This window comes from Mycobacterium sp. 852002-51152_SCH6134967 (genome assembly GCF_001667105.1).
Taxonomy (GTDB): domain Bacteria; phylum Actinomycetota; class Actinomycetes; order Mycobacteriales; family Mycobacteriaceae; genus Mycobacterium; species Mycobacterium neumannii_A.
This window is the reverse complement of sequence record NZ_LZIK01000025.1, coordinates 20,757-44,518: the sequence shown is the minus strand read 5'-3', so window position 1 is coordinate 44,518 and position 23,762 is coordinate 20,757. Positions and strand designations below refer to the sequence as shown.

Genomic DNA, 23,762 nt, shown 5'->3' with positions numbered 1-23,762 from the left:
CCTCTGTAAAGGCCCGCTCCCGCGCGCACGGGCCGTATGCTGCCAGCTAACTGGCCGGCCTAGTCCAGGGGGGGCTCGCGGGTGATTGAAGTGTTCATCAGCTACTCGGATGCCGATGAGTCCGCGGTCGACATGCTCTTCGAAGACGTAGAACTGGCGAAAATGCAGGTGTGGCGAGATGTGGACTCCGAACGGCGCCACGCCTGGTGGACCAGAACTCTGGAGAGAATCCGTCAGGCGACCGTATTCGTCTTCGCCCTGTCCGATCACGCATTGCGTTCTGAGGGGTGTCGCACCGAACTCGCCTACGCCGAAGCGCTCGGATTGCCGATACTTCCGGTCCAGATCGGTGAAGTAGCTGGCAGTCGGTCCGATCCGGTCTTCACCGAACAGATACTCGACTATCGCGGAACTTCGCGGCGCAGCGGCATCGAGTTCGTCGCGGCCCTGCTCGAACTGGCTCAAGAACGGGAGCCGGCCGATCCACCGCCCGCGCCCCGGATCCCTCGTGAGTATCTTTTTCAACTTGGCGACTTGGTGTACGACGACGCTGAGCTCCCACCGTCAACCCAGATGCAGATTCTGTTCGAATTGCGCAGCGCTGCATTAGATTCGAGCAAGTCAACGGAACAATATGACGTTTCGCGGCTGTTGCGAGCGCTGCGAGCTCGTGACGACGTCACGTTCCGCATCGCCAGTGAGATCGACACGTTACTTGCGGCCGAATCGTCGGCGAGCAACTTCTCAGACACGACAGAGTCGTCCGCAACGGTGCCCGAGCATGGCACCGCCGTATCCGAACTCTTCGGCGGTGAGCGGGAGTACCGCGTCGCACCCACGGTGGCTGCGTCCGGGACGGCACTCTACGACAGCGTCGGTCCCGCGGATGACGGCGCGAGCGCCCCTGAGACCGGCACCGCTATCGACGACCTGCTCGAACGCGCGGTATCGGCCATCAACCGCGGCGACCGGGAAGCAGCTTCCGATCTAGTCGAACAAGTGTTGGCCGTCGATGACGGCAACGTCGACGCGGAGGATCTCTTGGCCGCCCCTGCCGATGCGGGTGAGATTCGTCGCCTGACGATAATGTTCGTCGACCTCGTCGACTCGACGGTTCTGTCGACTCGGGTGGAGCCTGAAACGTATCGCTTGCTCGTCGGCCGCTATCGCGATCAGGTGCTGCGAATCGTCGAGCGTTACGAAGGTCATGTCGGGTCGACCAAGGGTGACGGCCTGCTGATCGTCTTTGGCTACCCGACTGCTCACGAGAATGATGTGCATCGCGCAGTACAGGCCGGACTGGAGATAACCCGGGAAGTCGCTCGGCTGAGCGAGCAGGCGGAACGCCGTTTCGGGTTGCAGGTGAACGTGCGGGTCGGTGTGCACCGCGGCATGGTCTATCTCGACACCGCTCAAGACGACGTTTACGGTTTGGCTGCCAACCTGGCTGCGAGGGTGTCGGGGCTGGCGCATCCCGGGACGGTCGTGGTCTCCGATGCCGTCCAGCCGTTGATCGAGGGTGACTTCGAGGTTCAGCCACTGGCGCCCGCGCCCGTCAAAGGTGTCGAGGAGTTGATCAACCACTACCACGTGGTAGGGGAGCGACTGAACATGGCTCGAGTTCAGTTGGGGCCAGTGGTCGGCCGTGATCGCGAGCTCGAACGGCTTGAAAAGAGTTGGGCCCGAGCAAGAGCCGGCACGCTGACCACCCCAGGCGTGGTTTTCCGAGGGGAGGCCGGAATCGGAAAGTCGCGGCTCGCTGTCACTGCCACCGAACTCGTCGAGCGTGATGGCGGGACGGTACTCGAGCTGGTGGGCTCCCCTTTTCATCCTGAGGCTGGGCTTCATCCCGTCCGTGCACTACTCGAACGCCGCTGCGGTATCGATCGGCAGACCAGCGCTGCGGACCGACTCCGCAGATTGCATGACGAGGTCGAGGCTCAATCGCTCGCCCCTGATGCGGTCGTTCCGCTCCTGGCGCCGGTTCTCGCGATCGCGCCCGAACACGGATATCGGGCCGTGCCAGCCGAAGGGCGAAAGCTGCAAGAACTTATCAATGATGCCGTACAAAGCTATTTACGATCGTGCCTGAAAGCCGCGCCCGCCCTGATCCTCGCGGAGGATGTGCACTGGTTCGACGGCTCCACCCTCGAACTACTCGGACAGGTTTTGACCGGGGCGGAAGGCAAATTGCTAGTCGTGATCACTGGTCGTGACGGCAACTGGCTGAACCCGCAGTGGCCGGTCAAGGTGTTCGATCTCAAATCGTTGAGCGACGATGAGACGGATGCGCTCATCCAGGCCCTCGACCCGAGCGTGACAGCAGAAGAGCGCGCCTCGGTACGTCGTCGATGTGACGGAGTGCCCTTTTATGTCGAACAAGTGGTGGCCGGTCTCGGGACGTCAGCGCCGCCCCGCGAGCGGCCGACGGTGCCCGATCCGCTCTATGAGCCGCTCTTTGCGCGGTTACTCACGACACCGAATGTGGTCCCGGTTGTGGAGGCGGCCGCGGTGATCGGACGCCAGGTCGATCGCAGCCTCTTGTCGGCTGTCACCTCGCTCGACGAAGACGACATCGACGACGTCATCGACGAACTCGAGAAGGCGCGTGTCATCGAACCAAGCGGAGCTTTCGGCTTCCGGTTCCGTCACGAGCTTCTGCGTGAGGTCGCAGCCGAGATGGCGCCGCCCAGCGTGCGGCGTGGACTGCACGCCAAGGTCGCTGACGCGCTGATCGAACAGGGAGAGCCGGACTGGCGACTGGTCGCCGCGCACTACCAGCATGCCGAGAGCCACAGTGAGGCGGCATCGGCGTATCAGAAGGCCTCATCAGACGCCAGGCTCCGCGGCGCCCTCAGCGAGGCTCGCCTGTATCTCGACCACGCGATCGAGGAGCTAGCGAAGTGTCCGCCGAGTGTTACTCGCGACCGTCTCGAGATCGCGCCTCGGCTGGTACGAGGCTTCCTCGCATCGGCCGCGGAAGGCTATCAGAGTCCTTCCGTAGCAGCTGATTTCGAGCGCTGTTTGCAGCTGGCTGGTACCGACATCCGCGACGACGAGGTATTCGCAACGATGCTGGCGATCGCTAGTTACTATGTGCCGCGGGCCGATCTGCGGCGCGCCTCCCAAGTGCTCGAACTCGTCGACGCCGGCGCCGAGGGCGAACGGCATTGGTTCAGGCCCGCTATTCAAAGCGCGTTCGGCATCGTCGCATTCCTTCGCGGCGACTTTCGGGACGCCCACAGTGAATTCACGCAGGCAACAGCGGGGTTGACCGAAGACGACGCCCATCAGATCGGTGCGCTGTGGTTCATTCCGGACGATCCGATAGCACTTGCTCACGAACACCTCGCCATGATCAACTTGCTCAACGGTGATCTGGCCAGCGCGGAAGCCGAGTTTGTCAACGCGGTTCGTCGCGCCGAGCTACTAGAGTTCCCGCAAGGGCCCTACAACCACGTGTATGCGATCGATATCGAGATATGGATGCGCGCCGAGGCGGGGCAATTCGATCGAGCACGGACTTTGGTTGCCGACATGATCCAACGCGCCGAGCGGTACGGCTTCGATTTCTGGCAGCTCTTCGGAGCCACCGAGCAATCCCTCGTAGACGCCACTGAATTGATCGCCGACGGATCCACCGATGCCGAAGCGTTGGAAAGTCAGATCACCGCCGTCGCGGGCTTTGTCGAGTTCTGGCGCTCAGTGGGGTTGTACGCCTACCAGACTCACTACGACTGCCTACTCGCGCAACTCCTGACTGCGGCGGGACGGGTCGAAGAAGCACGCGACCGGGTCGAAGTCGCCCTCGGCATCGCTCGAGACACGGAGATGCACATGTATGACGCCGAACTTCTGCGCGTTCGCGCACGGACTCACGCTGACCAGACCGACAGTCATCGTGACCTTGCTTCAGCGATAGCTTTGGCACATCGCCAGGGTGCTCCGCTTTTCGAATTGCGTGCCGCGCTCGATGATTTCAAGTTGCGAGGCGAGTCGGCACGCGGCGTGCTGCGCAGGGCGGTAGCGTCATTCGCCCCTGATTGCGCGATCCCGGAGTACGTCCGGGCTCGGCGGCTGCTCGGAGAGGTGGAATCAACCCTGCAGTGACTCCATCGTGCGGTAGGCATCGCGGCCGGCCAGGCTGACCGCGACGTCGGCGATCAGCGGGTCGAAGAAGCGCTCGCGATACAACGGATCCACGCTGGTGCTGACGGTGAAGTACAGACCGGACAGCACGGCGACGAAAAGCGATACGTGCACGATGGTCTGCGGCACGGGCACGTTGACGCCGAACCACGTTCCCGGACAGGGTGGTTCGCCGACCGGACAGGACTGCTCCGACGCCCACAGCACCGCGACGTCGTCAGGGACGGCGACGATGCCCAACGCAAGAAAGAATATGAACAGTCCGGTCGTGAAGAACACCACCTGTATCGTCTGGGAAAACACCATCACCGCAACGACATTGACCTGTTCGGCCAGTGAAAGCGGCGTGCGCTCCAGGCGCGTGCCGGGCGCGACGGCCAGCGGTGTGCCCTCGAGCAGCTTGGCCGGATCGTCTTGTTCGGCACGATCTTCACGCAGCGCCCGAACCTCGTCGCGAATCGTGGTGACCACGAAGATCAGCGCGACCAGGGCCAGGAAGCCGATTGTCTGCCAGAGCCGTTGGCGTGGCATCCGAGCGGCCAGCTGCCACAACTCACCGGTGAAGTACACCACAACGGTGAGCATCAGCAGCGGCAGCGCCCGACTCATCAGTGTTCCGAGCGCACCGAGTTGCACCCAGGCAAATCGCAGCGCCCATAACGCGATCGCGCCGATACCGAGATAGGTGAGCCAGATCGCGACCACGGCGACGACCGCGAACCCCACCGCCTCGACAGCCGCGATGCCCGAAAAACCGCTGTCGGCGAACGGAAGTCCCAGCACGAACACCGCCATCACCACCAATGCCGCCGAGCGTCGTCCGGCCTCGCTGTGCGCGGTGCCGATGCGGTGCAGCAGATGTAACCCGAACGGAGCCGCCACCAACAGCGCGGTCAGCACTCCCAACCGGATCGCATAGCCGATGTCAGGATCATCGCCGGTGAGATCGGCCAGCAACATCGTCAGCGAAATCACCGCTCCGACACCGCTGACCGTCGGGGCGGAGCGTTCGATCAGCGCCCCGGAGCGAACCCGTCGCGTGAGAACCAGCGGCAGCCCGCGATGCAGGAACCAGTTGTGCACCCGACGCATGTCCGACACGGGCATATTGTGCGCGAGATTCACTCCGGCAGGCGCTCACCGCGCCGGAACGGCGGCCCGGTAGCGGTTGCGGGCGGCCAGCGTGAGCCACAGATCGTCGAGCAGAGGGGCGATGAACCGGTCGTGATAGGCGTCGTCGCCCACCGCGCGGGCGCTGACGTACATGAACGTCAACGCTCCGAGAAACAGGGTCACTTGGATCAGCGCATCCGGAACCGGGATCGTCATGCCGAGGAATTGCCCGTCGCTGGACCCGTTGCGGGTCCATGCCGCGAGCAGCTCGGGGGAGAGCAGGATGAGGCCCAGCACCAGGAACAACAGCGCCGTCACCGTGGCCACGACCAAGATGTGGGCCAGCTGCGACACCGCGAGTACGAAGTACACGTTCCACCGCTCGGGCCGGCTCAGCGGTTTCACCCGCGCAGGATCGGGCATGTCGGCGAACGGAGTGCCGTCCAGCTTTGCGGCGTGACCCGGGTCCGGATCGGTGTCGTTGACCATGGGGCGCAACCGGTCCACGATCACCGACGCGACGAAGGCCGCCGCGATCGCGGTGAGGAACGACAGCGCCAGCCAGAGCCGGGTGCGCGAGATCGTCGCCGCCATCAGCCACACCGGCGAGTTGAAGAACACCAGGAACGTCAGGAGCAGCACGGGCAGCGCGCGCAGCAGCAGTGAGCCCGCCGCGCTCAGGTGTGCGAGTGTCACGCGGGCGGCCCAACCCAGTATCGAGCCGACGCCCAACGCGGTGAGTGCCAGGATCGCCGAGATGGCCACTGCCACCCACACCAGGTTCCTCGGCAGGTACGGGCTCGGGCCGCCGAACACACCGCCCAGCACCGCGACGGCGACAGCGACCGCCGCGGCCGCGAGGCGACCCCGCTGAAGAGGGATGTGCGACACCCACCAGCCCAGCGCCGCCGCCACCGGCAGCACCAGAATCAGCAGCACCAGCACGAACCACTCGCCCCGCGTCGGCCGTCCGTCGATGTCGATCGCGTGCTTACCCGTCAACGACACCACGGCGACGGTGTTGGCCATCAGCACCGCGAATGCGGCGAGGGCGGGGGCCGACCGCGACCACAGCTGGCGCACCGAACGGCTGGGCCGCAGGACCGCAGGCAGGCCGTGCACGAGGAACCACCGTTCGGCCGCCTGACGGCGCGCCGCATCGATGGGAGCGGGATCGACCGGAACGGATGGCACGGTCGTAGGCTACTTTCCGCCGTCACCTAGGCTTGGCGACATGCAACGGATTATCGGGACCGAGGTCGAGTACGGCATCTCGTCGCCGTCCGACCCGACCGCGAATCCGATTCTGACCTCCACCCAGGCTGTGCTCGCGTACGCCGCGGCGGCCGGGATCCAGCGTGCCAAGCGCACGCGCTGGGACTACGAGGTGGAATCGCCGCTGCGCGACGCCCGTGGCTTCGACCTCAGCCGGTCGGCGGGGCCGCCGCCGGTCGTTGACGCGGACGAGGTCGGCGCGGCGAACATGATCCTGACCAACGGTGCCCGCCTGTACGTCGACCACGCCCATCCGGAGTACTCCGCACCCGAGTGCACCGACCCGCTGGACGCCGTGATCTGGGACAAGGCGGGCGAGCGGGTGATGGAGGCCGCCGCGCGGCACGTCGCCAGCGTGCCCGGCGCCGTGAAACTGCAGCTCTACAAGAACAACGTCGACGGTAAGGGCGCGTCCTACGGGTCGCACGAGAACTACCTGATGAGCCGGCAGACCCCGTTCTCCGCGGTGATCGCCGGACTGACGCCGTTCCTGGTGTCGCGCCAGGTCGTGACCGGTTCGGGGCGCGTGGGCATCGGTCCGTCCGGCGACGAGCCGGGCTTCCAGCTGTCGCAGCGCTCCGACTACATCGAGGTGGAGGTCGGCCTCGAGACGACACTCAAGCGCGGCATCATCAACACCCGCGACGAGCCGCACGCCGACGCCGACAAGTACCGCAGGCTGCACGTGATCATCGGCGACGCGAACCTGTCGGAGACCTCGACGTATCTCAAGCTCGGCACCACCGCGCTGGTGCTGGACCTGATCGAAGAGGGGATGGATCTCAGCGATTTGGCGCTGGCCCGTCCCGTGCACGCGGTGCATGTGATCAGCCGCGACCCGTCGCTGCGCGCCACCGTCGCGCTGGCCGACGGTCGCGAAGTGACCGGCCTTGCGCTGCAACGGATGTACCTCGACCGGGTGGCCAAGCTCGTGGACAGCCGTGATCCGGACCCGCGGGCCGCCGACATCGTCAAGATGTGGGCCGAAGTCCTCGACCTGCTGGAGCGCGATCCGATGGAGTGCGCGGAGATCCTGGACTGGCCGGCCAAGCTGCGCCTGCTCGAAGGTTTCCGTCATCGCGAGAACCTGGGCTGGTCGGCACCGCGGCTGCACCTGGTCGACCTGCAGTACTCCGACGTGCGGCTGGACAAGGGCCTCTACAACCGGCTGGTGGCCCGCGGGTCGATGAAGCGGCTGGTGACCGAGCAGCAGGTGCTGGACGCGGTCGACAACCCGCCGACCGACACGCGCGCGTACTTCCGCGGTGAGTGCCTGCGCCGCTTCGGGGCCGACATCGCCGCGGCGAGCTGGGACTCGGTGATATTCGATCTGGGCGGTGATTCGCTGGTCCGGATTCCCACGCTGGAGCCGCTGCGGGGCAGTAAGGCGCACGTCGGAGCCCTTCTGGACTCCGTGGACAGCGCCGTGGAACTGGTAGAACAGCTCACCAACTAGGCGCGCTATCGCAGGCAATCAGCGCGGCGACCGGTAATGTGGAGTCACGGCGGGCAGCAGTGAGCCCGCCGACAACTTACGCAGGAGGCAGCGATGGCTCAGGAGCAGACCAAGCGTGGCGGTGGTGGCGGCGAGGACGACGACCTCACCGGCAGCACGGCCGCCGGGCAGGAGCGTCGCGAGAAGCTGGCCGAGGACACCGACGACCTGCTCGACGAGATCGACGACGTCCTCGAGGAGAACGCCGAAGACTTCGTGCGCGCATACGTCCAGAAGGGTGGACAGTGACCTGGCCGCACCGCGATCAGCTGGCCTTTCCCTCGCCCCTACCTGGAGCTCCATCCGTTCCCGTGGACCTGTCGTCCTTCTCTGAACTCCTGCGCCGCCAGGCGCCCGAACTTCTACCCGCCCACCGGGCCGCCGCCGCCCACGCAGGCGACGCCCATTCCGACTTCGCGCCCCACGGCACCACGATCGTCGCGCTGAAGTTCCCCGGGGGCGTGGTCATGGCCGGTGACCGCCGCGCCACCCAGGGCCACATGATCGCCAGCCGCGACGTGCAGAAGGTGTACATCACCGACGATTACACGGCCACGGGCATCGCCGGGACCGCGGCCATCGCGGTCGAGTTCGCCCGCCTCTACGCCGTCGAACTCGAGCACTACGAGAAGCTGGAAGGCGTCGCTCTGACCTTCCCCGGCAAGGTGAACCGGCTCGCGACCATGGTGCGCGGCAACCTCGGTGCGGCCCTGCAGGGTTTCGTGGCGCTGCCGCTGCTCGCCGGCTACGACCTCGACGACCCCAACCCGCAAGCGGCAGGGCGCATCGTTTCCTTCGACGCGGCGGGCGGCTGGAACTTCGAAGAAGAGGGCTACCAGTCGGTGGGCTCGGGCTCCATCTTCGCCAAGTCGTCGATGAAGAAGCTGTATGCGCAAGTGACGGATGGCGATTCGGCGCTGCGGGTGGCCATCGAGGCGCTCTACGACGCCGCCGACGACGATTCGGCGACCGGTGGGCCCGACCTCGTGCGCGGTATCTACCCGACCGCGGTGATCATCGACGCCGACGGCGCCGAAGAGGTGACCGAGGAGCGCATCGCCGAGTTCGCCCGTCTGGTGATCGAAAACCGTTCGCGCGCTGACACATTCGGCCCGGATGCTGTCCACCGTTCGACCGATGCGCGGGGAGATTCGTGAGCTTTCCCTATTTCATCTCGCCCGAACAGGCGATGCGTGAGCGGTCCGAGCTCGCGCGCAAGGGTATCGCCAGGGGGCGCAGCGTCGTGGCGCTGGCCTACGCCGACGGCGTGCTGTTCGTCGCCGAGAACCCGTCCCGCTCGCTGCAGAAAGTGAGCGAGCTGTACGACCGGGTGGGGTTCGCCGCCGTCGGGCGGTTCAACGAGTTCGACAACCTGCGCCGCGGAGGCATCCAGTACGCCGACACCAGGGGTTACGCCTACGCCCGCCGCGACGTCACCGGACGTCAGCTGGCCAACATCTACGCCCAGACGCTGGGCACCATCTTCACCGAACAGGCCAAGCCCTACGAGGTCGAGCTGTGTGTCGCAGAGGTCGCCCACTACGGCGAGTCCAAACCTCCGGAGATGTACCGCATCACCTATGACGGGTCGATCGCCGACGAGCCCCACTTCGTGGTCATGGGCGGAACGACCGAACCGATCATCGCCGCCCTCAACGACTCCTACACCGAGAACGCCAGCCTCGAAGATGCGATGAAAATCGCGATCGACGCCCTGCACGCCGCGGGTAACGGTGGCACCGAACAGCGTGTGCTGGGTCCCTCGACACTCGAGGTGGCGATCCTGGACGCCAATCGGCCACGGCGCGCGTTCCGTCGGATCACCGGCTCCGCCCTGGAGACGCTGCTGCCCGCGGTGGAGGAGACTCCGCAGGATTCCGAACCCGCCGGAGAGTAGGTCAGCCGGCGGCCGGCGTCGGCCGCGCCCGGATGAGGATGAGTTCGGCGAACTGCTCAGGGCATTCCAGCGGCGTGAAATGTCCCGCGTCGTAAGCGAAGTGCACGTGCACGTCGCTGAAGTAGTGCCCGAGTCGGTCCGACCATGCGGCCGGGAACAGCGGATCATGGTGCGGCCACACCACATCGGTGGGTACGTGGATCTTGATGGCACGCTCGGGCGGCAGTTCGGTGAGCGACTGGGCGATCATCCCGGCACCCGCGCGGTACCACGCGATCGACGCGGTGAACGCCCCGGGCAGACCGTAGTCGGCCACCAGTCGTTCCAGATCGTCTTCTGACACGGCGAAATTCGGCCCTGACCAATGCGTCCAGAAGTGTCGTAGGTAGTCGCGGACCAGATCGGGGTTCCCGTCGAGCAGCTGGCCCGCCAGCGGCAACTGGTGGAAGGACTGATACCAGAACTCGCTCTGCGCCTTCGCGGTCAGGACGCGGTCACCGGCACCGGGCAGCGGCGGGGACAGCACCAGCGAGCGCACCAGATCCGGCTGCATGCGAGCGACGCTCTGCGCGACGCGGCTGCCGACGTCGTAGCCGGCAAGCACCACCTCGGACAGCTCGAGCTCCTTGATCAGGCCGATGATGCTGCCGGCCTGCGCGGTGGCGCTGTAGAAGTGCCGGATCGCGACCGCGTGCTTGTCCGAGCCGCCGAAGCCCCGCAGGTCCGGCACGACGACATCGGCGGCATCCCCGAGCAGCGGCACCACCCGGCGATAGTCGTGGCGGTTACCGGGCCAGCCGTGCAGCAGTACCACCGGCGGCGCGCCCCTCGTGCCGAACCGGTCGTAGGCGAGCCGGAACCCGTCGACGGGCGAGCTGCGCGACCACACCGGCTTATTTTGGCCAGATGTCATCCCGGTTGTTGTGAGGTTGCACGATCCCTGCCGATATCACCGGTGATGACCCCCAGGATCGCGCGCCATGCGTCCGAGGGTGCGTTCAGCACGTCGGAGTGGGCGCTGGGGCCGGCCATCGGGCGTCCGTCGTCGTACCGGCCTGCGGGCAACGTGATCACACCGGCCATCTCGTCGGGGTCGGCGCCGTGCGGGCCGCCCGGGATACCCTGCACGGCCGCGATGAGGTCGCCGGGCGGTGTCATGGAGAAGCGCAACACATGTGGGTTTCTGTTGTGCCAGTCACCGGGCTCGTGCACCCCGACGCCCGCCCCCGCGGCGGCGACGTACATCGTGCGGTCCGAGGTCATGCCCAACGCCTCCGCGGTGCCCACGATCGACCCGCCGTAGGAGTGACCGACGACAGTGACAGGGATTCGGCGGCCCGTCGAGTCCACCGTGCGATCGACGTCTTCGGTGAAGGCGACCAGCCGCGGCGCCATGGCCTGCGCGTACCGCGGGTCGGCCGCCGCCGCCAGACCACTCACGACGTTGTCGCCGCGCGGAAACGGCCCGCCGAGATAGGTGATGGCGGCGACGTCGCCGCGGGTCGCCGAGACGAACCGGCGCGCGGTCCCGACGTTGGCCGCCGAGCCGGTGATCGTCGTGTTCAGCCCCGGTACGAGCACGGCGACGCTGGAGGCCGTTGCGACGTTGCCGTGCAGCTCCACCAGCGATGAACGGCCGGGGTCGAACGCCAGCACCTGGCGGTCCAGGCGGGCGTGGCCGCCTGCGGGATCGTCGATCTCTCCGAGCAGCTCCCGGTACACCGCGAGCCGCTGCGGATCGGGCTCGCGCAGCACGGCCTGCGCCACGTTGGTGCGGTTGGCCTCGACCCGCATCTGCCACGGCACGCCGTCGGTGTTGCCCACCTGCGAAGGGAAGTCGTCGATGAGCCGCTGCCGCTGCTCGGGTGTCATGGCCGCGATCTGATCGGCGATCCGATCCTGGCTGGTGATCGGCCATGCGGCGACGACGTCGGCATCGGCGGCCTGACTACCGGCGGCCGTGAGCACGAAGGCCTCGGCGATCTCGGCCGCAGCGTCGGCGTCGGCGGCGTCGAGGCGGTCCAGTGCCTCGGCGAGTTGGCCGGTCAGCTCGGCCGCACGCACGGTGAGCATCTCGACGGCGACCGGCGGGGCACCTCCGGACAGCGCGACCAGCAGCGGCGACGGCGGGTCGTGCACCGCGACCGCCCCGGCGTCGTCGACGGAAAAGCCTTCGGCGCGCGCGGTGGCGACCACGGCCATCACGTCGGCTCGGGCGGCGCTGATCTGGGCGGCGCCGTCGCGGGCGGCCGCGGCGGCGAGCACCAGTGCGCGCGAGAGCGTATCGGCCGTCGCGACAATGCTTTTCGCGCGGTGACGGGCCGTCTCAGCGGCAGCACCGGTCCAGAAGCTGAATTCGGCGGCCAGGGAGTCGGCGTGCACGCACACGGACCGGGCGTTGCGGTCCCACTCGTCGGCCATCAGGCCCAGCGCGCCGGGAGACCAGGTGTGGGCCTGGCCGATGGTCGGCCGCGTCACCGCCCGACGCGGTCGCCGGTGCGTTGCTCGGCGCGCTCGAAAGCGTCCGCCGAGATCCGCGCTGCGAGGGCCCAGCCGCGCATGTTCGCGACGACCTCGGCGAGCCCGGGTGCGACGGGCGCTGTCGCGGCGACGTCGGCGACGGCTGCGCCGGGCAGCTCACCCGGATTCAATTCGGGCCAACGCATCTCGGCGATCCGGTCGGCGGCGGTCATGACCTTTTCGGCGACGGTGCGCAGCTGCGACACGTCGACCTCGACGATTTCCCCCATGGCTCATGCTGACAGAATCGGCGTCTGCGCTGATGAAGTTATCCACAGGCCGACGTCCCTTACGGACTTTGACGCGAGTGTCAAGCGAAGGTCCGCTGCCTTCTTCGGCGCGGCTTGCCCACCGCGACCGGCGAGCAGCAAGTAGTCTCGATGAGGTGCAGCGACGAATCATGGGCATCGAGACTGAATTCGGTGTCACCTGCACGTTCCACGGCCATCGTCGGCTCAGCCCCGACGAGGTGGCGCGCTACCTGTTCCGGCGAGTCGTGTCGTGGGGCCGCAGTTCGAACGTATTCCTCCGGAACGGCGCCCGGCTCTACCTCGACGTGGGCAGCCACCCCGAGTACGCCACCGCCGAGTGCGACAGCCTCACGCAGTTGGTCACCCACGACCGGGCGGGCGAGCGGGTGCTCGAAGATCTGCTCATCGACGCCGAACAGCGGTTGGCCGACGAGGGCATCGGCGGCGACATCTACCTGTTCAAGAACAACACCGACTCCGCGGGCAACTCCTACGGCTGCCACGAGAACTACCTGATCGTGCGGGCCGGAGAATTCTCGCGCATCTCCGACGTGCTGCTGCCGTTCCTGGTCACCCGCCAGTTGATCTGCGGTGCGGGCAAGGTGCTGCAGACTCCCAAGGCCGCGACCTTCTGCCTAAGCCAGCGCGCCGAGCACATCTGGGAGGGCGTGTCGTCGGCTACCACCCGGTCACGACCGATCATCAACACCCGCGACGAACCGCACGCCGACGCCGAAAAGTACCGCAGGCTGCACGTCATCGTCGGCGACTCGAACATGTGCGAGGCCACCACGATGCTCAAGGTGGGCACGGCGTCGCTGGTGCTCGAGATGATCGAGGCCGGAATCGCGTTCCGCGACTTCTCGCTGGACAACCCGATCCGCGCGATTCGGGAGGTCAGCCACGACCTGACCGGCCGGCGCCCGGTACGCCTGGCCGGCGGCCGACAGGCCAGCGCCCTGGACATCCAACGCGAGTACTACACCCGCGCCGTCGAGTACCTGCAGAGCCGGGAGCCCAACACGCAGATCCAGCAGGTCGTCGACCTGTGGGGACGCCAACTCGACGCCGTGGAGAGCCAGGACTTCGCCAAGGTCGACACCGAGATCGACTGGGTCATCAAACGAAAGCTGTTCCAGCGCTATCAGGACCGCTACGACATGGAGCTGTCCGACCCGAAGATCAGCCAACTCGACCTCGCCTATCACGACATCAAGCGCGGCCGCGGGGTGTTCGATCTGCTGCAGCGCAAGGGACTGGCCGCGCGGATCACCACCGACGAGGACATCGAGGCGGCCGTCAACACGCCGCCGCAGACCACCAGGGCAAAACTGCGCGGGGAGTTCATCAGCGCCGCGCAGGAAGCCGGCCGCGACTTCACCGTCGACTGGGTGCACCTCAAGCTCAACGATCAGGCGCAGCGCACGGTGCTGTGCAAGGACCCGTTCCGGTCGGTCGACGAGCGGGTGAAGCGGCTGATCGCCTCCATGTAGGCGCTCGGCCGGCGGGCGGCAAGCTCTAAGCTGGGTCGAATGGCGATCTCCAAAGTCGAACGGCTGATGAACCTCGTGATCGCACTCCTGTCGACGCGCAACTTCATCACCGCCGAGCGGATCCGCCAGACGGTTTCGGGATACGCCGACAGCGCCAGCGATGAAGCCTTCTCCCGCATGTTCGAGCGCGACAAGAACGAGTTGCGCGACTTGGGCATTCCGCTGGAGACCGGGCGGGTCTCGCAGTTCGACCCGACCGAGGGCTATCGGATCAACCGGGAGGCCTATGCGCTGCCCACGGTCGAACTGACTCCCGACGAGGCGGCCGCCGTCGCCGTGGCCACCCAGTTGTGGGAATCGCCGGAGCTGATCACCGCGACCCAGGGTGCGCTGCTGAAACTGCGCGCGGCGGGCATCGACATCGACGCCGTGGAGGCCGCACCGGCGATCACGTCGACCGCGGCACTGCCCGGGCTGCGCGGGTCCGAGGAGGTGCTGGGAATCCTGTTGTCCGCCATCGACTCCGGACAAGCCGTGCAGTTCCCGCACCGACCGTCGCGCAGCGACCCCTACACCACCCGCACGGTGGAACCCTGGGGCGTCATCACGCACCGGGGCCGCTGGTATCTGGTGGGACACGACCGCGACCGCGACGCCACACGCACGTTCCGGCTCTCCCGCATCGGCGCCGAGGTGACCACGATCGGACCGCCCGGTGCGGTCAAGCGACCACAGGGCGTCGACCTACGCGAAGTCGTCGAACGCGCAGTGGGCGAGTGGCCATCGGGCGGCCAGGCGCGGGTGTGGATCGCCGAGGGCAAGGGCACCGCGTTGCGGCGACGGGCCGCCTCGGCGACGCCGCAGACACACAACGGCCGCCCGGGCGAGGTCATCACCATCGACATCGGAATGTTCGACCGGCTGGCCCGCGAGGTCGCCAGCTACGGTCCCGACGCGGTGGCACTCGAGCCCGACTCGTTGCGCGACGACGTGGTGGCCCGGTTGACGGCCCAGGCGGGACAACAGTGACTTGCGAGCGAGTAGCGAAGGCGGATCGCGCATGACGGCCGTATCGACGCGCCTGGTCCGGCTGCTCAACATGGTGCCGTACTTCCAGGCCAACCCGAAGATCACCTACGCAGAGGCGGCCTCCGATCTCGGCGTCAGCGTCAAGCAGTTGCGCGAAGACCTGAACCAGCTGTGGATGTGTGGGCTGCCGGGATACGGACCCGGCGACCTGATCGACTTCGAGTTCTCCGGCGACACAATCGAAGTGACGTTCACCGCGGGTATCGACCATCCGCTGCGGCTGACATCGCCGGAGGCGACGGGCGTGCTGGTGGCCCTGCGCGCGCTGGCCGAGGTGCCTGGCATGGTGGACCCGGAGGCGGCGCGCAGCGCGATCGCGAAGATCGAGTCCGCCGCGGGCACGGTGGGCCAGGACGGTGCCGCGGTCGACGAGCCCGCGCCGATCGAGAGCGACGCGGCCGCGGCGGTGCGGGAGGCGGTGCGCGACGGACACGCCTTGTCCATCGAGTACTACTCGGCGTCGCACGACGTGCTGACCAGCCGCATCGTCGACCCGATCCGTGTGGTGCTGGTCGGCGACCACAGCTACCTGGAGGCGTGGTGCCGCACCGCCGAGGGGGTGCGGCTGTTCCGTTTCGACCGCATCGTCGACGCGCAGGTGCTCGACGAGCCCTCGTCGCCGCCACCGCCGGCGGTGCAGGCCGAACCGGACACCTCGCTGTTCGACGCGGACCCCTCCCTGCCCTCAGCACTTCTGCTGATCGACCGGTCGGCGGCGTGGATGTTCGACTACTATCCGCTGCGGGTCAGCCGGGAACTGCCCGACGGCGCCGGTTGGGAGGCCGCGATGACCTACGCCTCCGACGACTGGATGGCCCGTTTCGTGCTCGGTTTCGGGTCGGCGGTGCGGGTCCTCGAACCCGCCCAGTTGGCCGAGAGGGTGCGGGAATCGGCGCACGCCGCGCTGCGCGCCTACGGCGCGGAGGCCGAGTGACGGTAGACTGGCCGCGACGTCTGGAGGTGACCTAAATGGGCGGTCTACAACCCTGGCACTGGGTGATCGTTATCGCCGTATTCGTGCTGCTCTTCGGTGCCAAGAAGCTCCCGGACGCGGCACGATCGCTCGGCAAGTCGATGCGGATCTTCAAGTCGGAGATCAAGGAGATGCAGGCCGATTCCAAGTCGGACACGCCGCCGGCCACTCCGATCGCCTCGGAGCGCGTTGACAACGCTGCGGCTCCGGAGCCCGAGCATCCATCGGACAAACGTCCGGCCTGAACGCCGAGAATCGATTGATCGCGGCCACGCTGCCGCGTCAGTAGGCATGCCGTGCAGACCCCAGGACTCTTCAAGAAGCTCGATCCTCGCCGACGGCGCTCGCGGGTCAACCCCGATGGCACGATGTCGCTGGTCGAGCACCTGCAGGAGCTGCGCACCCGGCTGCTGATCTCGGCGGCCGCCGTCGTCCTCACCACGGTCCTGGGTTTCCTCTGGTACAGCAACGGCGTGTTCGGGCTGCCCAGCCTCGGGGACTGGCTGCGCGGCCCGTACTGCGATCTGCCCGCCTCGTCGCGGGCGACGATCGCGCCGGACGACGAGTGCCGCCTGCTCGCCACCGCACCCTTCGACCAGTTCATGTTGCGACTGAAGGTCGCGCTGACCGCGGGCATCGTGCTGGCCTGCCCGGTGTGGCTGTATCAGATGTGGGCGTTCATCACGCCCGGGCTGTACAAGAAGGAGCGCCGGTTCGCGGTCGCGTTCGTCACCGTCGGCGCCACGCTGTTCGTGGCGGGAGCGGTGCTGGCCTACGTGGTGTTGGCCACCGCGCTGGGCTTCTTGCTGACCGTCGGCAGCGACGTGCAGATCACCGCGCTGTCCGGCGATCAGTACTTCGGCTTCTTGATCAACCTGCTGCTGGTGTTCGGTTTCAGCTTCGAGTTCCCGCTGCTGATCGTGATGCTCAACGCCGTCGGGGTGCTGACCTATGAGCGGCTCAAAGCGTGGCGCCGCGGCCTGATTTTCGCGCTGTTCGTGTTCGCCGCGCTGTTCACCCCGGGATCGGATCCGTTCTCGATGCTGGCACTGGCGCTCGCCCTGACGGTGCTGCTCGAGTTCGCGATTCAGATCGCGCGGCTGCACGACCGACGCAAGGCGCGTCGGGCCGCGCTCGAAGACATCTCCGACGACGCGGCCGCGCCGATCGAACCCGCCGAACCCATCGAAGCGTCCAGCACCGTGCCGACGTCCGCACGGCATGTGGTCGATGACGACGCCACCTAGTGAATTGGGCTGCGAGCTGGCCCGTTTCACCGAACAGTTGACGTTTGCACTCGATGACTTTCAACGCCGATCCTGCGAGGCACTGGAGAACGGGCACGGTGTGCTGGTGTGCGCACCCACCGGCGCGGGCAAGACGGTGGTGGGGGAGTTCGCCGTGCACCTCGCGCTGGCGGCCGGCGGAAAGTGCTTCTACACGACGCCGATCAAGGCGTTGAGCAACCAGAAGCACAACGACCTGGTGCTGCGTTACGGCCCGGAGAAGATCGGACTGCTCACCGGTGATCAGTCGGTCAACGGTGACGCCGATGTGGTGGTCATGACGACCGAGGTTCTTCGCAACATGCTCTATGCGAATTCCTCGACGTTGCACGGTCTTTCGTATGTCGTGATGGATGAGGTGCACTTCCTGGCGGACCGCATGCGCGGCGCGGTGTGGGAAGAGGTCATCCTGCACCTGCCCGACGAGGTGCGGCTGGTGAGCCTGTCGGCGACGGTCAGCAACGCCGAGGAGTTCGGCGGCTGGATCCAGACCGTGCGCGGGGACACCGCGGTCATCGTCGACGAACACCGTCCGGTTCCGCTCTGGCAGCATGTCCTGGTCGGCAAGCGGCTGTTCGACCTGTTCGACTACCGCGCCACCCGGGCGGCCCGCGGCACCACGAAACCCAACCGGGAGCTACTCGTCGATCCGGAGTTGTTGCGGCACATCGCACATCGGCGCGAAGCGGATCGGCTGTCCGACTGGCAGCCGCGCGGTCGCGGCCGCAACCGGGGCAGGCCGACCATGTACCGGCCCCCGTCGCGGCCCGAGGTGATCGCCACGCTGGACCGCGAAGAGTTGCTGCCCGCAATCACCTTCATCTTCTCGCGCGCGGGATGCGACGCCGCGGTCAAGCAGTGCCTGCGGTCGTCGCTGCGGCTGACCACCGACGAGGAACGCGCCCGCATCGCCGAGGTCGTCGACCGCCGCTGCGGGGATCTGCCCGAGTCCGACCTGATCGTCCTCGACTATCACGAGTGGCGCGAAGGCCTGCTGCGCGGGCTGGCCGCCCACCACGCCGGCATGTTGCCGGTGTTCCGCCACACCGTGGAGGAGCTGTTCTCCGCCGGGCTCGTGAAGGCGGTATTCGCCACCGAGACACTGGCTTTGGGAATCAACATGCCCGCACGCACGGTGGTGCTGGAGCGGCTGGTGAAATTCAACGGCGAACAACACGTGCCGTTGACCCCCGGCGAGTACACGCAGCTGACCGGGCGGGCGGGCCGCCGCGGCATCGACGTCGAGGGCCACGCCGTGGTGCTGTGGACCCCGGATGTCGAACCGGCAGAGGTCGCCGGGTTGGCGTCGACCCGAACGTTCCCGCTGCGCAGTTCGTTTGCGCCGTCGTACAACATGACCATCAACCTCGTCCGGCAGATGGGCCCGGCCCAGGCGCACAAACTGCTGGAGAGTTCGTTCGCGCAGTACCAGGCCGACCGCTCGGTGGTGGGGTTGCGCCGCGGTATCGAGCGCGGTGAGCGGATGCTCACCGAGATCAGCGCCGAACTGGGCGACGAGGCGATCCTCGACTACGTCCGGCTGCGGATGCAGATCTCCGAACGCGAACGCGCGCAGTCGCGGGCCTCGCGGCTGCAGCGACGCAGGGCCGCCAACGAGGCGCTGGCCTCGCTGCGCCGCGGCGACATCATCACCATCACCCACGGTCGCCGCGGAGGCTTGGCCGTCGTGCTCGAACCGGCCCGCGATGACGAGGATCCGCGCCCGCTGGTGTTGACCGAACACCGCTGGGCGGGGCGGATCTCGTCGGCCGACTACGCGGGAACGTCTGCCCCATTGGGCACCATGCCGTTGCCCAAACGCGTCGAGCACCGCAACCCGCGAGCCCGGCGCGACCTCGCCTCGGCGCTCAACTCGGCGGCCGAACGCCTCGACGTGCCGTCGAGAAAAGGCAAGCGCAGCGGGAGCGCCGCGGCCGAACGCGACATCGACCCCGAATTGGTCGCGCTGCGCGAGCAATTGCGCGCGCACCCGGTTCACCACCGTCCCGACCGGGAGGAGAAGGCGCGGCTGGCCGAGCGGTACCTGCGCATCGAACGCGACAACGACCAGATCCGGCAGAAGGTGGCCGCGGCGACCAACTCGCTGGCGCGCACGTTCGACCGGATCGTGGTGCTGCTGACCGAGCGCGGATTCATCAGCGGCGCCGCGGACGACCCCAAGGTGACCGACGACGGCCGCCTGCTGGCCCGCATCTACAGCGAAAGTGACCTGCTGGTGGCCGAGGCGCTGCGCACCGGCATCTGGGAGGGACTCGACGCCGCCGAGCTGGCGGGCGTCGTGTCCGCGGTGCTCTACGAAGCGCGCGGTGACACGCCGGGCGCTCGCGAGGGCTTCGACATCCCGACCGGCAGACTGCGTCGCGCCCTCAACCAGACGCAGCGGCTGTGGACCGAGTTGCGCGCCGACGAACAGCGCCACCGCATCACCGGCAGCCGCGAACCCGACGACGGGTTCGTCGCCGCGATTTTCCGGTGGGCCACCACCGGCGACCTGACCAGCGCCCTGGCCGCCTCGGATGCCACAGGCAGCGGATCACCGCTGTCGGCGGGTGATTTCGTCCGGTGGTGCCGACAGGTCCTCGACCTGCTCGACCAGGTGCGCAACGCCGCACCCAGCGCCGCGTTGCGGAGCGCCGCGAAACGCGCGATAAACGACGTTCGACGCGGCGTCGTCGCTGTTGATGCGGGGTAATGTGTCGGGGGCAAGACGCCGAGGTATCCGCGGCTCGGCCGCGGGTGAACAAGGAGTGATATGAGCGGACCGCAGGGATCTGATCCGACGCAGTCGTGGCCAGGCCAGCAGCCGGAACAGCCTTCGGACCAGCCGTCCAGCGATCCATCGGCCAACCAGCCGTGGCAGCCCCAGGGCGGCGACGCGACCCAGGCGGCGCCCAGCTGGCAGCCGCCTGCCTACGACCCGTCGCAGGCCCAGCAGCAGTACCCGCAGTACCAGCAGCCGGCGTATCAGCCGCCGCAGCAGTACCCGGGTGGCGAACAGTACGGACAGCAGCCCAGCGAGTACACCCCGCAGGCGTATCAACAGCCGGGGCAGTACGGCCAGCCGCACTACGGGCAGCCATACGCGCAGCCCGGTCAGCCGGGCTACCAGCAGCAACCCGGCCAGTACGGTGACCAGACCGGCCAGTACGGACAGCAACCGGGCCAGTACGGCCAGCAGCCGGGTCAGTTCGGCCAGTACCCGCAGTACGGCCAACCGGGTTCGGAGGAGGGTTCGAAGCGCTCGCTGGCCGTGATCGGCGGCGTGATCGGCCTGCTGGCGGCGGTCATCGTCGCGGTCGTGCTGGTGCTGGGCTTCTGGAAGCCGGGTTTCTTCGTCACCACCAAGCTCGACATCGACGCCGCGCAGTCCGGGGTGCAGCAGATTCTCACCGACGAGGCCAACGGATACGGCGCCACCAACGTCAAGGACGTCAAGTGCAATGACGGCCAGAATCCGACCGTCGAGAAGGGCGGCACCTTCAACTGCGAGGTCAGCATCGACGGCACCAAGCGCCAGGTGACGGTGACCTTCCAGGACGACGAGGGCACCTACGAGGTCGGCAGGCCCAAGTAACCCTGGTCGTCGCTAGCCGTCGAGCCCGTCGAGGGCCTTCTGCAGCCGCCCGATCGATGACGTGACGCCGTAGGTTTCGGCGAGTGTGACGACCTTGCGGGGATGCTCGGCGGACAGCGGCAGCGTGTCGCTCGGGGTCGACCAGTCCAGGTCGGCGTCGGTGGCCACCTTGACCACCGGGGCCGCCGCCTCGATGTAGTCGGCGGCCTTGAGCAGCTTGGTTCGGTACGCCTTGCTCATCTTCGACTTCGGGTCGTTGGCCGCGGCGAGGATGCTCTCCAGCGAGCCGTGCTGTGCCAGCAGCGTTTCGGCTGTCTTCTCTCCGATACCGGGCACGCCGGGCAGGCCGTCGCTCGGATCGCCGCGCAGCAGTGCCAGTTCGGCGTACGCCGGGCCCGCCCTATCCACCGGAACCCCGTACGTCTCGGCCACTTCCTTCGGACCCCATTTGGTGGCCTTGGCCAGGCCGCGGCCCAGGTAGAGCACCCGCACGGGGACCGGCTCGTCGCGCACCAACTGCAGCAGATCGCGATCCCCGCTGACCACCACGACGGGATCGCGCTTTTCGCGCGCGGCCAGCGTGCCCAGCACGTCGTCGGCCTCACACTCGGCAGCACCCGCGGTCGGGATGCCGAACGCGTCGAGGATCTCGAAGATCATGTCGACCTGCGGCGTGAGCTCGTCGGGCACCTCCTCGACGTCGGGCTCACCCTCGGGGTTCTCCTCGAGCACGCGGTGCGCCTTGTAGGACGGAATGAGGTCGACGCGCCACTGCGGTCGCCAGTCGTCGTCGCGGCACACCACCAGCCGGCCGGGGCGCTCCCGGGTAATCACTGTGGCCATGGCGTCCAGGAAGCCGCGCAGCGCGTTGACGGGGCGGCCGTCGGGCGCGGTGATCGAGTTGGGCACCCCGAAATAGGAGCGAAACCACATGCTGGCGCCGTCGAGCAGGACGAGGGGAGCGGCCACGGTCACTGACAGTAGCGCGACCGACGAGCGCGGTCGCCACCCATACGGGCGCCGATTAGCCTGAATCCCATGACGGCCAACCGATTCAGTACCGATGTCTACGCCTCCCGGCTGCGTGCCGCCGCGTCGGCCGCCGCCGATGCGGGTCTCGCGGGCCTGGTCATCACGCCGGGCTACGACCTGCGCTATCTGGTCGGTTCACGCGCGCAGACCTTCGAGCGGCTCACCGCGCTGGTGTTACCGGCCGACGGCGAGGCGACCATCGTGGTGCCCCGGCTGGAGTTGGCGGCCCTGAAGGAGTCGGCGGTGCCCGAACTCGGCGTGACGGTGCGCGACTGGGTCGACGGCGACGACCCCTACGCGCTTGTCGGCGAGGCGCTCGGCGGGGGGACGGTGAAGAGCGCCGTGACCGATTCCATGCCCGCCCTGCACTTGCTTCCGCTCGCCGAGGTCCTCGGCGCGGTGCCGGTGCTGGCCACCGACGTGCTGCGCCGGCTGCGGATGATCAAGGATCCGGCCGAGATAGCCGCGCTGCGCAGGGCGGGCGCGGCGATCGACCGCGTGCACGCCAGGGTGCCCGACTTCCTGGTGCCTGGCCGCACCGAAGCCGACGTCGCCGCCGATATCGCCGAAGCCATTGTCGCCGAAGGACATTCGGAGGTCGCATTCATCATCGTCGGTTCCGGGCCGCACGGGGCGGACCCGCACCACGAGTGTTCGGACCGCGAACTGCGCGCCGGTGACGTCGTGGTCGTTGACATCGGCGGACCGTACGAGCCCGGCTACAACTCCGACTCCACCCGGACCTACAGCATCGGCGAACCGGATGCCGACGTAGCCCGTCGCTACGCAGTGCTGCAGCGCGCCCAACGCGCCGCGGTCGACGCGGTCCGGCCCGGGGTCCCCGCCGAACACGTCGACGCCGCCGCCCGCGACGTGCTGGCCGCCGAGGGCCTGGCCGATGCGTTCGTGCACCGCACCGGCCACGGCATCGGATTGTCAGTGCACGAGGAGCCCTACATCGTCGCCGGCAACACGCTCCACCTCGAGGAGGGCATGGCGTTCTCGGTCGAGCCGGGCATCTACTTTCCCGGCGAGTGGGGCGCGCGCATCGAGGACATCGTGATCGTCACCGCCGACGGCGCCGAGTCGGTGAACAACCGGCCGCACGAGCTGGTGGTGGTGCCCGCGGGTCCTGCCGCGACGGGTTAGTCCTGGACGCGGTCGAGCAGGCCCGAGGAGCCAAGCACCCGCTCGACACGGACCTCGATCACGACGCGTTTCGGGTTGACCCGCGGCGTGCGGTAGCGCTGTGCGTATCGCAGTTCGGCGTCGCGCACGGCGTCGGGATCGGTGTTGACCTTGGCCTTGCCCTCGAGCGACAACCACCGCGCACCGTCGACCTGGCTCAACACCGCGACGCCCTGCCGCTCGGCGTTCACGGCCTTCTGCGAACCGCCGCTGGTGATGACGCGGGCGATGTGGGTGGTCGGGTCGAAGGTGAAACCGACGGCGACGACGTGCGGCGAGTTGTCCGAACGCAGGGTCGTCAGCATGGCGAGATGACGCTCGGACAGGAACGCGAGCGCGTCGGTGGTGAGCCGGGTGGTCGACCGGCGGCTGGACTGGGCCATCGGGCTTCACCGTAGCGCAGGAC

Annotated in this window: 20 protein-coding genes and 1 pseudogene; 14 read left to right on the top strand and 7 right to left on the bottom strand. The window is 67.6% G+C overall.

The annotated features are described in order from the left end of the window. Positions 1 to 81: 81 nt before the first annotated feature. Together A5790_RS26485 and A5790_RS08345 are read left to right on the top strand one after the other, a co-directional pair. Positions 82 to 342: pseudogene (locus A5790_RS26485) on the top strand (toll/interleukin-1 receptor domain-containing protein); the annotation flags it as partial. A gap of 498 nt (positions 343 to 840) precedes the next feature. Then, positions 841 to 4,110 (top strand): adenylate/guanylate cyclase domain-containing protein, encoded by a 3,270-nt coding sequence (locus A5790_RS08345; RefSeq protein WP_066842842.1) that lies wholly within the window; start codon positions 841 to 843, stop codon positions 4,108 to 4,110. Here A5790_RS08345 and A5790_RS08340 read toward each other — a convergent pair. Continuing rightward, on the bottom strand, positions 4,096 to 5,256 hold the full coding sequence (locus A5790_RS08340) for a hypothetical protein (RefSeq protein ID WP_066842840.1): 1,161 nt from the start codon (positions 5,254 to 5,256) through the stop codon (positions 4,096 to 4,098). The two genes, A5790_RS08345 and A5790_RS08340, sit on opposite strands and share 15 nt — an antisense overlap. Before the next feature lie 30 nt (positions 5,257 to 5,286). Next, on the bottom strand, positions 5,287 to 6,456 hold the full coding sequence (locus tag A5790_RS08335; RefSeq protein WP_231987643.1) for a hypothetical protein: 1,170 nt from the start codon (positions 6,454 to 6,456) through the stop codon (positions 5,287 to 5,289). A 40-nt stretch (positions 6,457 to 6,496) separates the two neighbouring features. On the opposite strand from A5790_RS08335, the gene dop reads away from it, so the two are divergent. From dop to prcA, 4 genes are all read left to right on the top strand, one after another. Then, positions 6,497 to 7,993 carry a pup deamidase/depupylase gene (dop, locus tag A5790_RS08330; protein ID WP_064350045.1) on the top strand — a complete coding sequence of 499 codons (1,497 nt, stop codon included), beginning with the start codon at positions 6,497 to 6,499 and terminating at the stop codon, positions 7,991 to 7,993. Positions 7,994 to 8,086: 93 nt separating this feature from the next. Next, complete coding sequence (locus A5790_RS08325) at positions 8,087 to 8,281, top strand: ubiquitin-like protein Pup (RefSeq protein ID WP_064393943.1); 195 nt, start codon at positions 8,087 to 8,089, stop codon at positions 8,279 to 8,281. Continuing rightward, positions 8,278 to 9,189 (top strand): proteasome subunit beta, encoded by a 912-nt coding sequence (prcB, locus tag A5790_RS08320; RefSeq protein ID WP_066842634.1) that lies wholly within the window; start codon positions 8,278 to 8,280, stop codon positions 9,187 to 9,189. Before A5790_RS08325 ends, prcB begins: the two co-directional genes overlap by 4 nt. Beyond that, positions 9,186 to 9,929: a proteasome subunit alpha gene (gene prcA, locus A5790_RS08315; protein WP_066842632.1), complete on the top strand. Its 744-nt coding sequence runs from the start codon at positions 9,186 to 9,188 to the stop codon at positions 9,927 to 9,929. Before prcB ends, prcA begins: the two co-directional genes overlap by 4 nt. 1 nt (position 9,930) lies before the next feature. Here prcA and A5790_RS08310 read toward each other — a convergent pair whose 3' ends face one another. From A5790_RS08310 to A5790_RS08300, 3 genes are read right to left on the bottom strand one after another with little or no spacing between them, the layout of a single operon-like run. Further along, a complete protein-coding gene (locus A5790_RS08310; RefSeq protein ID WP_066842630.1) occupies positions 9,931 to 10,842 on the bottom strand; it encodes an alpha/beta fold hydrolase in 912 nt (303 codons plus the stop codon). Further along, complete coding sequence (locus tag A5790_RS08305) at positions 10,839 to 12,407, bottom strand: alpha/beta hydrolase (RefSeq protein WP_066842628.1); 1,569 nt, start codon at positions 12,405 to 12,407, stop codon at positions 10,839 to 10,841. Before A5790_RS08305 ends, A5790_RS08310 begins: the two co-directional genes overlap by 4 nt. Then, entirely contained in the window at positions 12,404 to 12,679 is a 276-nt protein-coding gene (locus A5790_RS08300) for a hypothetical protein (protein ID WP_066842627.1), read from the bottom strand. The genes A5790_RS08305 and A5790_RS08300 overlap by 4 nt, the downstream gene beginning before the upstream one ends. Before the next feature lie 155 nt (positions 12,680 to 12,834). Here A5790_RS08300 and pafA point away from each other — a divergent pair, with 155 nt between their 5' ends. The 7 genes from pafA to A5790_RS08265 are packed head-to-tail and all read left to right on the top strand — an operon-like array spanning position 12,835 to position 21,136. Next, positions 12,835 to 14,193 carry a Pup--protein ligase gene (pafA, locus tag A5790_RS08295; protein ID WP_156656332.1) on the top strand — a complete coding sequence of 453 codons (1,359 nt, stop codon included), beginning with the start codon at positions 12,835 to 12,837 and terminating at the stop codon, positions 14,191 to 14,193. 39 nt (positions 14,194 to 14,232) lie between these two features. Then, positions 14,233 to 15,222, top strand: a complete 990-nt coding sequence (locus tag A5790_RS08290) for a YafY family protein (protein WP_066842623.1) — start codon at positions 14,233 to 14,235, stop codon at positions 15,220 to 15,222. 31 nt (positions 15,223 to 15,253) lie between these two features. Further along, positions 15,254 to 16,216: a YafY family protein gene (locus A5790_RS08285; protein WP_066842622.1), complete on the top strand. Its 963-nt coding sequence runs from the start codon at positions 15,254 to 15,256 to the stop codon at positions 16,214 to 16,216. A 35-nt stretch (positions 16,217 to 16,251) separates the two neighbouring features. Beyond that, on the top strand, positions 16,252 to 16,500 hold the full coding sequence (gene tatA, locus A5790_RS08280) for a Sec-independent protein translocase subunit TatA (RefSeq protein ID WP_066842621.1): 249 nt from the start codon (positions 16,252 to 16,254) through the stop codon (positions 16,498 to 16,500). Positions 16,501 to 16,551: 51 nt separating this feature from the next. Further along, entirely contained in the window at positions 16,552 to 17,502 is a 951-nt protein-coding gene (gene tatC / locus A5790_RS08275; RefSeq protein WP_066842620.1) for a twin-arginine translocase subunit TatC, read from the top strand. Continuing rightward, entirely contained in the window at positions 17,486 to 20,254 is a 2,769-nt protein-coding gene (locus tag A5790_RS08270; RefSeq protein ID WP_066842836.1) for an RNA helicase, read from the top strand. The genes tatC and A5790_RS08270 overlap by 17 nt, the downstream gene beginning before the upstream one ends. Before the next feature lie 60 nt (positions 20,255 to 20,314). Next, on the top strand, positions 20,315 to 21,136 hold the full coding sequence (locus A5790_RS08265) for a DUF4333 domain-containing protein (protein ID WP_066842619.1): 822 nt from the start codon (positions 20,315 to 20,317) through the stop codon (positions 21,134 to 21,136). A 12-nt stretch (positions 21,137 to 21,148) separates the two neighbouring features. Here A5790_RS08265 and A5790_RS08260 read toward each other — a convergent pair whose 3' ends face one another. Next, positions 21,149 to 22,105, bottom strand: a complete 957-nt coding sequence (locus A5790_RS08260; RefSeq protein WP_066842834.1) for a 5'-3' exonuclease — start codon at positions 22,103 to 22,105, stop codon at positions 21,149 to 21,151. A gap of 69 nt (positions 22,106 to 22,174) precedes the next feature. Here A5790_RS08260 and A5790_RS08255 point away from each other — a divergent pair, with 69 nt between their 5' ends. Beyond that, entirely contained in the window at positions 22,175 to 23,317 is a 1,143-nt protein-coding gene (locus A5790_RS08255) for a Xaa-Pro peptidase family protein (protein WP_066842617.1), read from the top strand. Here the strand turns inward: A5790_RS08255 and A5790_RS08250 are convergent. Continuing rightward, the gene (locus A5790_RS08250) at positions 23,314 to 23,739 is read right to left on the bottom strand and encodes a F420-dependent biliverdin reductase (protein WP_066842615.1); all 426 of its coding nucleotides are present in this window, start codon (positions 23,737 to 23,739) and stop codon (positions 23,314 to 23,316) included. The two genes, A5790_RS08255 and A5790_RS08250, sit on opposite strands and share 4 nt — an antisense overlap. Positions 23,740 to 23,762: the final 23 nt, after the last annotated feature.